The sequence below is a fragment of the Allobosea eneae genome (assembly GCF_042657265.1).
Classification (GTDB): domain Bacteria; phylum Pseudomonadota; class Alphaproteobacteria; order Rhizobiales; family Beijerinckiaceae; genus Allobosea; species Allobosea eneae.
Map to the genome: position 1 here is coordinate 143835 of NZ_JBHSLW010000076.1, position 12743 is coordinate 156577.

At 67.9% G+C, this 12743-nt stretch carries 13 protein-coding genes; 5 read left to right on the plus strand and 8 right to left on the minus strand.

Annotated elements, in window-relative coordinates; genetic code table 11:
* Window positions 1-18: 18 nt before the first annotated feature.
* Together ACFPOB_RS28365 and ACFPOB_RS28370 are read right to left on the minus strand one after the other, a co-directional pair.
* Window positions 19-1626, minus strand: a complete 1608-nt coding sequence (locus tag ACFPOB_RS28365; protein ID WP_377801610.1) for a gamma-glutamyltransferase family protein — start codon at window positions 1624-1626, stop codon at window positions 19-21.
* 62 nt (window positions 1627-1688) lie between these two features.
* A complete protein-coding gene (locus ACFPOB_RS28370) occupies window positions 1689-2447 on the minus strand; it encodes an SOS response-associated peptidase (protein WP_377801611.1) in 759 nt (252 codons plus the stop codon).
* Between the two features lie 88 nt (window positions 2448-2535).
* Here ACFPOB_RS28370 and ACFPOB_RS28375 point away from each other — a divergent pair, with 88 nt between their 5' ends.
* Window positions 2536-3021 carry a hypothetical protein gene (locus ACFPOB_RS28375; protein WP_377801612.1) on the plus strand — a complete coding sequence of 162 codons (486 nt, stop codon included), beginning with the start codon at window positions 2536-2538 and terminating at the stop codon, window positions 3019-3021.
* Here ACFPOB_RS28375 and ACFPOB_RS28380 read toward each other — a convergent pair.
* Both ACFPOB_RS28380 and dxs read right to left on the minus strand, forming a co-directional pair.
* Entirely contained in the window at window positions 3018-3764 is a 747-nt protein-coding gene (locus tag ACFPOB_RS28380; RefSeq protein WP_377801613.1) for a TlyA family RNA methyltransferase, read from the minus strand. The genes ACFPOB_RS28375 and ACFPOB_RS28380 overlap by 4 nt on opposite strands.
* Before the next feature lie 199 nt (window positions 3765-3963).
* Complete coding sequence (gene dxs, locus ACFPOB_RS28385) at window positions 3964-5874, minus strand: 1-deoxy-D-xylulose-5-phosphate synthase (protein ID WP_377801614.1); 1911 nt, start codon at window positions 5872-5874, stop codon at window positions 3964-3966.
* A gap of 183 nt (window positions 5875-6057) precedes the next feature.
* On the opposite strand from dxs, the gene ACFPOB_RS28390 reads away from it, so the two are divergent.
* On the plus strand, window positions 6058-7287 hold the full coding sequence (locus tag ACFPOB_RS28390) for an MFS transporter (protein ID WP_377801615.1): 1230 nt from the start codon (window positions 6058-6060) through the stop codon (window positions 7285-7287).
* Between the two features lie 10 nt (window positions 7288-7297).
* Here ACFPOB_RS28390 and ACFPOB_RS28395 read toward each other — a convergent pair whose 3' ends face one another.
* Together ACFPOB_RS28395 and ACFPOB_RS28400 are read right to left on the minus strand one after the other, a co-directional pair.
* Window positions 7298-8242: a DMT family transporter gene (locus ACFPOB_RS28395; RefSeq protein WP_377801616.1), complete on the minus strand. Its 945-nt coding sequence runs from the start codon at window positions 8240-8242 to the stop codon at window positions 7298-7300.
* A 10-nt stretch (window positions 8243-8252) separates the two neighbouring features.
* Window positions 8253-9173 carry a pirin family protein gene (locus ACFPOB_RS28400; RefSeq protein ID WP_152017135.1) on the minus strand — a complete coding sequence of 307 codons (921 nt, stop codon included), beginning with the start codon at window positions 9171-9173 and terminating at the stop codon, window positions 8253-8255.
* Window positions 9174-9284: 111 nt separating this feature from the next.
* Here ACFPOB_RS28400 and ACFPOB_RS28405 point away from each other — a divergent pair, with 111 nt between their 5' ends.
* A complete protein-coding gene (locus tag ACFPOB_RS28405) occupies window positions 9285-9953 on the plus strand; it encodes a GntR family transcriptional regulator (protein ID WP_377801617.1) in 669 nt (222 codons plus the stop codon).
* Between the two features lie 164 nt (window positions 9954-10117).
* Window positions 10118-10708, plus strand: a complete 591-nt coding sequence (locus ACFPOB_RS28410) for a biotin transporter BioY (RefSeq protein ID WP_377801618.1) — start codon at window positions 10118-10120, stop codon at window positions 10706-10708.
* Window positions 10709-10862: 154 nt separating this feature from the next.
* Here the strand turns inward: ACFPOB_RS28410 and ACFPOB_RS28415 are convergent, their stop codons facing one another.
* Together ACFPOB_RS28415 and ACFPOB_RS28420 are read right to left on the minus strand one after the other, a co-directional pair.
* Window positions 10863-11120: an exodeoxyribonuclease VII small subunit gene (locus tag ACFPOB_RS28415; RefSeq protein WP_377801619.1), complete on the minus strand. Its 258-nt coding sequence runs from the start codon at window positions 11118-11120 to the stop codon at window positions 10863-10865.
* Between the two features lie 221 nt (window positions 11121-11341).
* A complete protein-coding gene (locus ACFPOB_RS28420) occupies window positions 11342-11806 on the minus strand; it encodes an Lrp/AsnC family transcriptional regulator (RefSeq protein ID WP_171019692.1) in 465 nt (154 codons plus the stop codon).
* A gap of 281 nt (window positions 11807-12087) precedes the next feature.
* On the opposite strand from ACFPOB_RS28420, the gene ACFPOB_RS28425 reads away from it, so the two are divergent.
* The gene (locus ACFPOB_RS28425; protein ID WP_377801620.1) at window positions 12088-12648 is read left to right on the plus strand and encodes a thioesterase family protein; all 561 of its coding nucleotides are present in this window, start codon (window positions 12088-12090) and stop codon (window positions 12646-12648) included.
* The last annotated feature ends 95 nt before the right edge of the window (window positions 12649-12743 follow it).

A 12743-nucleotide genomic window follows, 5' to 3' on the forward strand; every position in this document is an offset into this window, starting at 1 on the left:
ATCCAGCGCAGACGCCGCTCAGGGCGTCGCGACATAGCCGTCGCGGCGCGGGTCGCAGGCGCCGGTGAGACGCCCGGTCGCCGGATCGCGCGACACCGCCTGCATGCCGCCGACCCGCATCGTCCAGCCACCGTCATTGGCGAAGATGCCGTGTCCGCGCTCGGCGAGTGCGGCGATGGTTTCTGCGGGAATGCGGTTCTCGACTTCGACCTCACGGCCGTCCCAGAGGCGGGCGCGCGGCGCCTCGATCGCATCCTGCAGGGGCAGGCCGAAATCGACATGCTGGACCATGGCCTGCACCTGCGTCTGCAGGATGCCGTAGCTGCCGGGCGTGCCGAGCGCGAGCACTGGCGCGCCGTCTTGGGTCGATAGGGTCGGCGACATGCACATCGGCAGTTCCGAGCCGGGCAGCGAGCGGTTGGGGCTGCCGGGCTGGACGTCGGCCCAGTACAGGAAGTTGTTGAGGGTGATCCCGGTGCCCGGGACCACGACGCCGCTGCCGAACGGGCTGCCGATGCTCTGCGTCACGCAGATCAGGTTGCCCTCGCGATCGGCGATCGAGAAGGAGGTGGTGTGGCCGGGGTCTTCGCCCGCTGGCGCCTGCGGCATCCATTGCTCGGTCGGGCCCTCGATCGGCTTGCCGTCGCGCACCCGTGCCCGCAGCTTTTCGACGAAGGCGTCTGACAGGATCTCGGCGAGCTTCTCGGGCTTGGGATTGTTGTTATTGATCCGGACTCCGGCAGCGAGGCGGATGGCGCGATAGACGATATCGAGATGCTCGGTGCCGTTGCGTTCGAGCTTGCCGAGGTCGAAGCCGTCGAGGATGCGCAGGGTCAAGAGGAACTGGAAGCCCTCGCAGGCGGGCGGCGGCACATGCACCTGCCGGCCGCGATAGTCGGCGGCGAGCGGCTCGCGCCATTGCGGAGCGACCCTGGCGAGATCGGCCATGGTCAGCGTGCCGCCCTGCGCCTTGAGATGGGCTGTGATCGTCTCGCCGAGCGCGCCCCGATAGAGATGATCGGGGCCCTTGGCGGCGATGTCGCGCAGGGTTGCGGCCAGCTCGGGCTGGCGCAGGATCTGCCCGAGCGTGACGCTCGTCCCGCCGTCGCGCAGATAGTTTCGCGCCCAGTTCTCGTAGAGATCGGGCCGTTCGCGCAGCAGCGGCACCTGCTCGTTGAATTCGATCACGCCGAACTCCGCGATCGGGAAGCCGTCCTGTGCGAGCGCGATCGCCGGCGCGAATATCTGCTCCAGCGACAGCCGTCCATAGCTGCGGTTGAGCTCGCACCAGCCGGCGAGGTTGCCGGGCGGAGCGACGGCGAGCGCCCCGCGCTCGAGCTCGGAGCGTTGCGTGAAGCGTTCGAGCGGGAAGCTCTCCGGCACGGGCGGCACGAAATCGAGCACGCGGACGCGTTTCTCGGCAGCGACCCACATGATCGCCGAGCCCATGCCGGCAAGGCTCGACATGAACGGCTCGACCACGTTGAGCGCGGACGCAACCGCGCCGACAGCATCGAACACGTTGCCGCCCTGGCCGAGGATGCGCGCGCCGGCCTGCGCTGCCAGCGGGTGGGCAGCGGCGACGATGCCGTGCAGGGAGCTCATCGTCGGGCGGCGGCCATCCATCTCGTGCGTTCCCACTGTTGGTCTCGTTTGGGACCAGAGTAAGCGGGCCGCTGCGGTCGGCGCTAGAACAGGCTGCCCTGTGCATCGTCGGGGCCGCCCCGACGGGAACGCATGGCAGGCTTGGGAGCAGATGCCGGTTCTGAAGCAGGGTCGAACGGCTCCTGTACCTCCGGGCCGTCATTGGCGACCTTGTTCACGCCTGCGCCGAGCCGAAGCATCTCGAAGAAATCGTCGGGCGGCGGGCGCATCAGGCCCTGCAGGGTCGCAGGCTCTGCCGCAGGATCGAGCCAGGCGTCGAAGGCCTCGGGCGGCACGACGACCGGCGAGCGGTGATGGATCGCCGCAATCTGCCCGTTCGCCGGCCCCGTGACGATCGCGACCGTGTCGATCTCTGAGCCATCGGGGCTGTGCCAAGTCTCCCACAGCGCCGCGAGCGCGAAGAAGCCGCGATCCGGCTTCCGGAAGAGATAAGGCCGGTTCTCCTGCTGGCGGCCCTCGCCGAGGCGGTGCCATTCATAGAAGCCGTCGGCCGGCATCAGGCAGCGCCGGCGGGCGAGGGCGGCGCGGAAGGACGGTTTTTCGCTGGCGCTCTCGCTGCGGACATTGATGACCAAAGGGTAGTCCTTGGGATCCTTGACCCAGCCCGGGATGAAGCCCCAGCGCATCAGGATGAACTGGCGCCGGCCCTCGTCGAGACGCACCACCGGCACCGGCTGCGTCGGCGCGATATTGTAGCGCGGCGGGAAATTCGGCTGCTCGCGATAAGCGAAGGCCTCGCGCATCGCCTCCGGCGGCAAGGTAACGGCATAGCGACCACACATATAAGGATCACTTCCGCCTTATCGTGACCGGAGCAAGACTTTGTTTGCGGTTGGCACAGCATAATCGGGCTGCTTCCGGGGCCCCTTCATGTCTGCTGCCGCCACCGAGACATCACTGACAGCGGTGGGCGGAGCCGCTCCGCAACTCTCGACCGACTATCTCAATCGGCACAGCGAGGCGCTGATGCTGCTGGAGATGGTGCCGATCGACCGCGAGATCGTCGGCGATCTCAAGGCCTGGCGCGCCGTCAGCTATGTCGAGCATTTCGCGGCATCGCCGCTGCGTTGTGCGGGCGAGGCGATGGCGGCCTATCATTCGCTCGGCCGGCGCGAGGCGGAAAGCTTCGAGACGCTCTGCGCCGCGATGGAACGCCTGATCTACACGGTGACGGCGCTACTCGAGGAGATGCCCGAGGAGGAGGACCCGGCGCTGATCGTCGACGTAGCCAGCTTGTCGCTGCGTCGCCTGATCGGGCGCGCCAACGCCTTCATCAATGCCAACGGCCGGGGCGAGGCCGCCTATATCGATCCCTGCGCTGTCCAGGCCGATGTCGATGCGCTGATGGCGAGCTAAACCGACCGCTGGCCGCCTAGCAGGAATTCGCGATTGCCGTCGCCGCCCTCGATCGGAGAGGGGATCAGCCCGCTGACGGCAAAGCCGAGACCGGCGGCGACCTCCGCCATCTCCATGCAGATCTGCTGCTGCAGCGCCTCGTCGCGCAGAACGCCTTTCTTCAGCGCCGAGCGCTTTGTCTCGAATTGCGGCTTCACCAGAGCGACCAGCCGCGCCTGCGGCGTGAGCAGCGTCGCCACCGCCGGCAGCACGAGCTTCAGCGAGATGAAGCTGACGTCGATCACCGCGAGCGTCGGCGGCTCGGCGAATAGGCCGGGGCCGAGTGTGCGGATGTCCTGGCTCTCCAGGCTGGTCAGCCGTGGATTCCCTTGCAGGCTCTCATGCAATTGCGCCTGGCCGACATCGACGGCGTAGACATGCGCCGCCCCACGCCGGAGCAGCACGTCGCTGAAGCCGCCGGTCGAGGCGCCGACATCGAGGCAGCTCAGCCCATTCGGGTCAAAGCCGAAGGCGTCGAGCGCCGCGGCGAGCTTCACCCCGCCGCGCGAGACATAAGGATGAGCCGCCTGCGCTTCGATCGCCGCGGTGTCAGGCACGGTCTCAGACGCCTTGCGCAGCACGACGCCGTCGGCACGGACGAGGCCAGCGGCGATCGCCGCCTGCGCCCGTGCCCGGCTCTCGAACAGGCCGCGCTCGAGCAATAGCAGGTCGGCGCGCACCCGCCGCGGCAGGCCGGCGGTCATGTTACGGGGACGCTTGTCGGCCGGGCAGAGAACCGCGCCGTCATTCCGGGGCAGGCCGACAGGCCTGAGCCCGGAACCCATGACCACGACATCAGCAGATGGGGCTGGGCGGCTGGAGCCTCTTCAGGGAAACGCGTGGTCATGGGTTCCGGGCTCGCCGCTGCGCGGCGCCCCGGAATGACGGGCGCGCAGCACGGCATCAGGCGCGGCGGATGGCGTTGGCCGGGCCGAGCGCCTTCTCGACGGTGCGCACGATCCCGGCGGCGTCGAGCCCAGCCTCGGCATACATCGCTTCGGGCTTGTTGTGGTCCTGGAAGATGTCGGGCAGCACCAGGCTGCGGATCTTCAGCCCGCGATCGAGCACGCCCTCGCGCGCCAGCAATTGCAGGACATGGCTGCCGAAGCCGCCGACCGAGCCTTCCTCGACCGTGACCAGCACCTCGTGCTCCCTGGCGAGGCGCAGGATAAGCTCCTCGTCGAGCGGCTTGGCGAAGCGGGCATCGGCGACGGTGGTCGAGAGCCCGCGTTGGCCGAGCTGCTCGGCGGCCGAGATGCACTCAGCAAGGCGGGTGCCGAGCGAAAGCAGCGCGACCTGCGTACCCTGCCTGACGATCCGGCCCTTGCCGATCTCAAGCGGCACGCCGTGCTGCGGCAGCTCGATGCCGACGCCCTCGCCGCGCGGATAGCGGAAGGCGATCGGGCCGGCATCATAGGCGGCTGCGGTTGCGACCATATGGGTGAGCTCTGCCTCGTCCGCCGCCGCCATCACCACCATGTCGGGCAGGCAGGCGAGGTAGGCGACGTCGAAGGCGCCCGCATGGGTCGCGCCATCGGCGCCGACCAGCCCGGCCCGGTCGAGCGCGAAGCGCACCGGCAGCTTCTGGATGGCGACGTCGTGCACGACCTGGTCGTAGGCGCGCTGCAGGAAGGTCGAGTAGATCGCGCAAAACGGCTTGAAGCCCTCGGTGGCAAGGCCCGCGGCGAAGGTCACCGCATGCTGCTCGGCGATGCCGACATCGAAGGTGCGGCCCGGGAATTCCTTGCCGAAGGCGTCGAGCCCCGTGCCGGATGGCATGGCGGCGGTGACCGCGACGATCTTCTCGTCCTCGCGCGCCGCCTTGATCAGGGCGTTGGCGAAGACATTGGTGTAGCTCGGCGCATTCGCTGGCACCTTGGCCTGCTGGCCGGTGACCGGGTCGAACTTGACGACGCCATGGTATTTGTCGGCGCTGGCCTCGGCCGGGGCGTAGCCCTTGCCCTTCTGCGTCACGACATGGACCAGGATCGGCCCCGTCTCGGCGTCGCGCACATTGCGCAGCACCGGCAGCAGATGGTCGAGATTGTGCCCGTCGATCGGACCGACATAGTAGAAGCCGAGCTCCTCGAAGAGGGTGCCGCCGGTCCAGAAGCCGCGGGCATATTCCTCTGTGCGCTTCGCCTTCTCATGGAAGAAGCGCGGCAGCCTCTCGGCCAGGTACTTGGCGATCTCGCGCAGCGAGCGGTATGTTCGGCCCGAGACGAGGCGAGCAAGATAAGCCGACATCGCCCCGACCGGCGGCGCGATCGACATATCGTTGTCGTTGAGGATGACGATCAGGCGCGAGCCGGTCGCACCGGCATTGTTCATGGCTTCATAGGCCATGCCGGCCGACATGGCGCCGTCGCCGATCACGGCGATGACGTTGTTCTTCCCGCCGGCGAGGTCGCGGCCGACGGCCATGCCGAGACCGGCCGAGATCGAGGTCGAGGAATGGGCGGCGCCGAACGGGTCGTATTCGCTCTCGGCGCGCCGAGTGAAGCCCGAGAGGCCGCCGGGCTGGCGCAGCGTGCGGATCTCGGAGCGGCGGCCGGTCAGGATCTTGTGCGGATAGGCCTGGTGACCGACATCCCAGATCAGCCGGTCGCGCGGCGTGTCGAAGACATGGTGCAGGGCGACGGTGAGTTCGACCACGCCGAGGCCGGCGCCGAGATGGCCGCCGGTGACCGAGACGGCATCGATCGTCTCGGCCCGGAGCTCGTCGGCGAGCTGGCGCAATTGCGCGTCGTCGAGTCGGCGCAACGCCGCCGGATCGGGCACCTGGTCGAGGAGAGGTGTATTGGGGCGAGGCACGAGGCGGTCGGATCCTTCGCTGGGATGATCTGGAAATAGAGCCTGAGTGGCGCGCTGGCAAACCGGAGTTGGAAATCCGGCCCGTCATAAGCGCGAGCGCCCTGCCTTCCCACGAAACGGGTGGCTCCCATGCCGGCAAGGCTTTTTGGTGTCCTCACAACCGCTTCCGAGGACACTAACGTCATGCAATCGGCCGACATTACCCCCTTGCCGACGGCATTTCGCCGCATCGGCTGGTCCAATCTCTTTGCCCAGTTCTCGGAGCAGATCGCCTTGGCCGCAGCACCGCTGGCCGCGGTTCTTCTGCTGGCGGCGGGGCCGGCCGAGACCGGCTGGCTGCAGACGGCGCAGACCTTGCCCTTTCTCCTGCTCTCGATCCCCGCGGGCCTGATGGTCGACCGCGCCTCGCGGCGGCGGCTCATGGTCGGCACGGAAGTGCTGCGCGCGGCGTCGCTGCTGGCGATCCCGCTGCTGCTCGCTTTGGGCAGTCTCAACCTGACCTGGCTGGGCGTCCTCGGCGCGCTCGGCGCCGTCGGCACCGTCTGCTACAGCGTCGCCGCCCCGGCCTTCGTGCCATCGGTGGTGCCACGCGCACGGCTCGCCGACGCCAATCGCTGGCTGGAACTGGCGCGCAGCGCCGCCTATGCCGGCGGGCCGGCGCTCGGCGGCGCGCTCGTCGGCTGGATCGGCATCTCGACCGCCTATGGCTTGGCGGCCGGGCTCTCGATCTTCGCCGCGCTGCTGCTGGCCGGCCTGCCGAGGGACGAGGCACCGTCCGGTCCACGGCGCGACCTGCTGCATGATCTCAAGGAGGGTGCGCGTTTCGTCGCCGGTCACGATTTGCTCAGGCCGATCCTCATGACGGCGGTCTTCTTCAACATCTCTTGGTTTATCTTCCAGGCGGTCTATGTCGCCTATGCCGTCCAGAATCTCGGCCTCAGCGCGACTGCCGTCGGTATCTCCCTGGGCATCTATGGCGCCGGGATGATCGTCGGCGCCGCATGCGCCTCCCATGTCGCCCGCCGGATCTCCTTCGGGACATTGATCCTGCTTGGGCCGTTCGCCGGCCTCTGTGCAGCCGGCGTGATGCTCGCGACGCTTTGGTTTCCCTCCATCTATTTGGTCGCGGCGAGCTTCTTCCTGTTCGGCGTCGGGCCGATCATCTGGTCGATCTCGACGATGACCTTGCGCCAGGCGGTCACGCCCAATGCGATGCTCGGCCGCGTCTCTGCCCTGATCATGACGGCGACATTCGGCGCGCGCCCGGTCGGCGCCGCGATCGGCGCTACCGTGGCAACGCATCTCGGCATCGCCGCGTGCCTGCAGCTCGCGACCGCAGGCTTCCTGATCCAGTTGCTCCTCATCGGCTTTTCACGGGTGCCCCGCTTGCGCGATATCTCAGAGCTCGCATGAGAAGGCGGGCTCAACCTCGGCCAGATGCTGGCGTCGGCCGCGTCGCCAGCAGGACGCCGGCGACGATGAATGCGATCGAAATCCCTTCCGCCATTGTCGGAACCTCGCCGAGGACAACGATGGCGAGCAGCGAGGCGATGACCGGCACCAGCGCGATCATGGCCGCGGCGGCCGCTGCGCCGAGCAGCGTCACGGCGCGGTTGAAGCTGATCAGCGCGACGATGCTCATCAGCACGCCCTGATAGAAGCCCTGGACTGCGATCTCGGCTGTCGGCGCATGCCCGAGATGGCCGATGCCGAGGACGAGATAAAGCGGAACGAAGATCAGGCCCGACCAGAAGCAGATCAGCGCCGCTGACTGCATCGGGTCGAGGCCGCTGCCACGCAGCAGCAGCGTGTAGCCGGCCCACATCGCCGCGGCGAGTGCCAGGAAGCCGAGGCCGAGCAGGCTCGGCGCAGCCCCGCCGCTGGAAGCGGTGGCGATCAGGCCGCAGAGACCGGCGGCGATGGCGGCATATCCGAGGAACCGGATTTTGCCAGGCGGCTGGCGCAGCAGCAGCCAGCCGAGCATGCCGGCGAAGACTGGCATCAGGGTCGGCGTCACCGAGGCCGCGCGTCCGGCCGAGGTCATCTGCACGCCGAGCGCGACCAGGGCCGCGAAGGGTGCGCCCCAAAGCACCGAGAAGATGAAGCCGCTGCGCCAGGCCTTTGGCGGCAGATCGCGCAGCAGAACCGGCGCCAGCAGGATCGCGCCGATGCCGTAGCGCAGCGCGGTCAGGTCCCAGACGTTCAGGCTGCGGGTCACGCTGAAACGCGTGACCACGAACCAGCCGGCGAAGATCGAGACCGTCAGCACCGCCCAGAGAAAGCCGATAAGCCGCTTGCGTGAGGAACGCGCGCCATCCACCGCATCCGGCGCGCCGCTCGGAGAGCGATCGGGAGATTCGGCAGGCATGTCGGTGCGCTCAGCGCTCCGGCAGCGGGATGAACTCCTCCTCGTCGCCGGGCACGGTGTCGAAGCGGCCGGTCTTCCATTCCTGCTTGGCCTGGTCGATCCGCTCTTTCGAAGATGACACGAAATTCCACCAGATATGGCGCGGGCCGTCCATCGGCTCGCCGCCGATCAGCATCAGCCGGCTCTGGTCGACGGCGAGGATGGAGATCCGGTCGCCCGGCTTGAAGATCAGGAGCTGGCCGGCGCCGAACTCGTCGCCGGCGATGTCGATCTTGCCGGTGACGATGTAGACGGCACGCTCGTGATAGTCGGGATCGAGCGGCAGGATCGCGCCCGGCGCCAGCACGGCCTCGGCATAGAGCGTGTCCCAGGGGAACTTAACCGGCGAGGTCTCGCCGAACGCCGAACCCATGATCAGGCTGACGCGCTTGCCCTCGCCGACGATGCGCGGCAGCTCCGGCGCGGCGTGGTGGATGAACTCGGGCGCGACCTCCTCATGCGTCTTCGGCAGAGCGAGCCAGGTCTGAATGCCGTAGAGCTTGGGCGCCTTCAGCCGCTCTTCCGGAGCGGTGCGCTCGGAATGGACGATGCCGCGCCCCGCCGTCATCAGGTTGACCGCGCCCGGCCGGATCGGCAGCGCCGTGCCGAGCGAATCGCGATGCATGATCTCGCCGTCGAAGAGATAGGTGACGGTGGAGAGCCCGATATGCGGATGCGGGCGCACGTCGATGCCTTCGCCGAGGAGGAATTCGGCCGGGCCCATCTGGTCGAAGAAGATGAAGGGGCCGACCATCTTGCGCCCGATCGAGGGCAGGGCGCGGCGAACCGAGAAGCCGCCAAGATCATGCGCGCGCGGCACGATGACCTGTTCGAGCGCCTCGCAGGAGCGGGTATCGCCCGCGACCGGGTCATGATCGGGCAGCTGCGACATGGCGATGTCCTCCTGTGAGCAGGGGAGACTGGCCCCGGACGCGGCGCGCGGCAAGGGTACAACCGGCCGCACGGGCTCGACGTGGGGGCTCGGAGAAATTATCGATAATTCATGGCTGCCGAGAAATCCGAGACCCTTCCCGTCCGCATCAGCCGCGTCCTCGCCGAGCGGATCATTTCCGGGCAGATCGAGCCGGGCGCGCGGCTGCGGCAGGACCATGTCGCGGCCGAGTTCGGCGCCAGCCATGTCCCGGTGCGCGAGGCCTTCCAGCGGCTGGAGGCGCAGGGGCTCGCCGTCAGCGAACCGCGCCGTGGCGTGCGTGTCGCCGCCTTCGACCTGCGTGAGGTCCGCGAGGTCGCCGAGATGCGCGCTGCGCTGGAGGTGCTGGCGCTGCGCCATGCCGGCCCGCATCTGACGCGCGCCATGCTCGACGAGGCCGAGGAAGCGACCCGCGCCGGCGACAATTCGCCCGATGTCCGCGCCTGGGAGGAGGCGAATCGCCGTTTCCATCGCCTGATCGTCACGCCCTGCGCCATGCCGCGTTTGCTGGCGGCGATCGACGACCTCCATGCCGCCAGCGCCCGTTTCCTGTTCTCGGCCTGGCGCTCGGACTGGGAGGCGCGCACCGACCACGACCACCGTGCCATCCTGGCGGCGCTCCGGGCCGGACAGGTCGAGGAGGCCGCGGCGATCCTCGCCCGTCATGTCCAGTGGATCGGCTCCAAGCCGGTGCGCACCGCCGCTGGCGGAACGCGGGACGTCTTCGCGATCCAGGGCTGAGGCCGGCTCATCTGTCGGCGGGCAGGATCGCAGCGGGAGCTGTGCAGCGATGCGCTCACGGATGAGCGCGCCGGACGCGCTTGCATTCCTGGCGCGGCTGTGGACTCTACGATAGATCAAGTTACAAAATTATCTATAATTATGGAATCGATGGAGACGATCTCGTGAGCGACCTTAGCTACGTTCCGCCTGTCCGCTTCAGCCCGCTCGGCTTGCAGACGCGTCCGGTCCATATCAAGGCCGCCGCTGTCGTGCTCGGCACGCTGGTCCTGGCGATCGCCTCGCAGATCAGCGTGCCGATGCTGCCGGTGCCGATGACCATGCAGACGCTGGCGGTGATCCTGATCGGCGCTCTCTATGGCTGGCGGCTCGGCGTGCTCACCATTCTCGCCTGGCTCGGCGAGGCGGCGGTCGGCCTGCCCGTGCTTGCCAATGGCAGCGGCGGCCTCGCCCCCTTCATGGGCCCGACCGCGGGCTATCTCGCCTCCTTCCCGCTCGTCGCGGCGCTGGTCGGCTGGCTGGCCGAGCGCGGCTGGAACGGCGATCGGCCGGCTTTCGCCTTCGCTTCGATGCTGCTCGGCCACGCCGTTTGCTTGGCACTCGGCGGCTTCTGGCTCGCCACGCTGATCGGCACGGAGAAGGCGATGATCGCCGGCGTCGTGCCTTTCCTGCTCGGCTCGCTGGTCAAGTCGGGGCTGGGTGCAGCGATCCTGATGGCGGTCTGGCGTCGCAAGGACAACCCTTCGCAGGCTTGAATCGGACCAGGCCGGCGCGTTTGCACCGGCCTGTTCATGAGCATGCCGTCAATCCGGCACTCGGCGACGTTTTCGCAGAAGCGCCGTTGCTGCGGCTTGTCCGCGCCGGGAAAACCCTGGATCGAACCGCTTCGTCCGGCTGCCGGCTTTGCTTCTAGTTCCCGACGTCGAGCGGCTGGGTGCCGGCCGGCTTGCCGTCGGAGCCGAGCGTGATCTTCTCGATCCGCGCCTCGGCCTGCTTCAGCAGCGCGTCGCAGCGCGCCTTCAGCGCCTCGCCGCGGGTGTAGATGTCGATCGATTCCTCGAGCGCCACGTCGCCGCGTTCGAGCCTGGCGACGATGCCTTCCAGCTCCTTCAGGGCCGCCTCGAAGGGCAGGCCGGCGACATCGGCATTGGTCTTGACGTCGGTCACGGGCGCGAATCCTGTTGGGTGGCCGTTATCGGCTCTGAGGCCGGCTCTCGCAAGCCTGTCGGGACAGCAATCGCCGCAGCCATCATCCTGAGGAGCCGCGTCAGCGGCGTCTCGAAGGATGGTCCAGAGGCCTCCGGAACCAGCTGGAGCATCCTTCGAGACGCGCTCTGTGAGCGCTCCTCAGGATGAGGGCTGGAGGGGTGAGAGCAAAAGGCTTCGCCTCACATCGGCAGCGACGAGGTCTTCTTGATCGTGCGCAACGTCAGGGTCGACTGCACCCGGGTGACGCCCGGCAATTGCGTGATGATGTCGGTGTGGATGCGCTCGAAATCGGCGCTGTCGCGATAGATCACCCGCATCAGATAATCATGCGCGCCGGCGAGCAGGTGGCATTCGAGGATCTCGGGCAGGTCCTGCACCGCCTTCTCGAAGCTCTCCAGCGAGGCGCGGCCCTGCTGGTCGAGCGTGACGAAGACGAAGGCGGTGCCGGGGAAGCCGGCGATGCGCTCGTCGAGCATCATCACATAGCCGCGGATCAGCCCGCTCTCCTCGAGCTGGCGCACGCGGCGCAGGCAGGCCGAGGGCGAGAGATGCACCTTCTCGGCTAGGTCCGAATTGGTGATCCGGCCATCCTTCTGGAGGATGCGCAGGATCGTCCTGTCGCGGGAATCGAGTTCGATCTGCATCGCTGGGGCATCGTCCCATGGGCCGGCGGCGGCTGACGCTATCGCCGGAAAGCGCCGATGTTTCTGCGCAAAAAGCGCGCTTGGCAAGCATGATCTTGCGTGCGAGCGCGCATTAGCCGCATGGCGGCGCTGTCGCAGCGGCCTGCGCCGCAGGATCGTGCAGCGCAGCATTCGCGTGTTTTCCAATCACCGTCTGGCGAAGAGGGATTCGAAGCCGTCAGGCGGTATCGCCGTTGGCGCAAAATGTTTACAACTAAACCATTCCATTTGGGACGCTTCCGATGAATCTCTGGTTTCGCCTGATCTGGTTGCTGCTGACGCGGCCCTTCCAGCCAAAGTTGATGCCGCCTTTCGAGGCCTCGATCCTGCCCTTCCGGGTCTGGCTCCACGATCTCGACACCAGCCTTCACATGAACAATGCCCGCTATTGGGGGCTGATGGACCTCGGCCGCGCCGACCTGATGCTGCGCAGCGGCCTCTGGCGGGCGATCCTGCGCCATGGCTGGGTGCCGGTGGTCAATTGCGGCACGATCCGCTTCCGCCGCGAGGTCCGCCTGTTCCGGGCGCTCAGGCTGGAGACGCGACTGCTCTGCTGGAGCGAGGGCTGGGTGGTGATCCAGCACCGGATTCTGGCGGACGGACGGGAAGGACAGGAGATCGTCGCCGCGGTCGCGCTGGTTCGGGCAGCACTCTATGACCGCAAGGGCCGGGCCTATGTGCCGGCAGCGCGCCTCTTCGCCGAGATGGGTGTGGCGGCGGAAAGTCCGGAGCCGAGCCCGGAGGTCGCGGCCTTCCTCGCAGCCGAGGAGGCGTTGCGGCAGGCTGGGGCGGCGGGGGCGTAGTGCGTCGTCATTCTCGGGCGGAGCGAAGCGCAGACCCGAGAATCTCCTGATGAGAGGGCGCTGGCCGGAGCCTCCTCCGGCCCGAGATGCTCGGG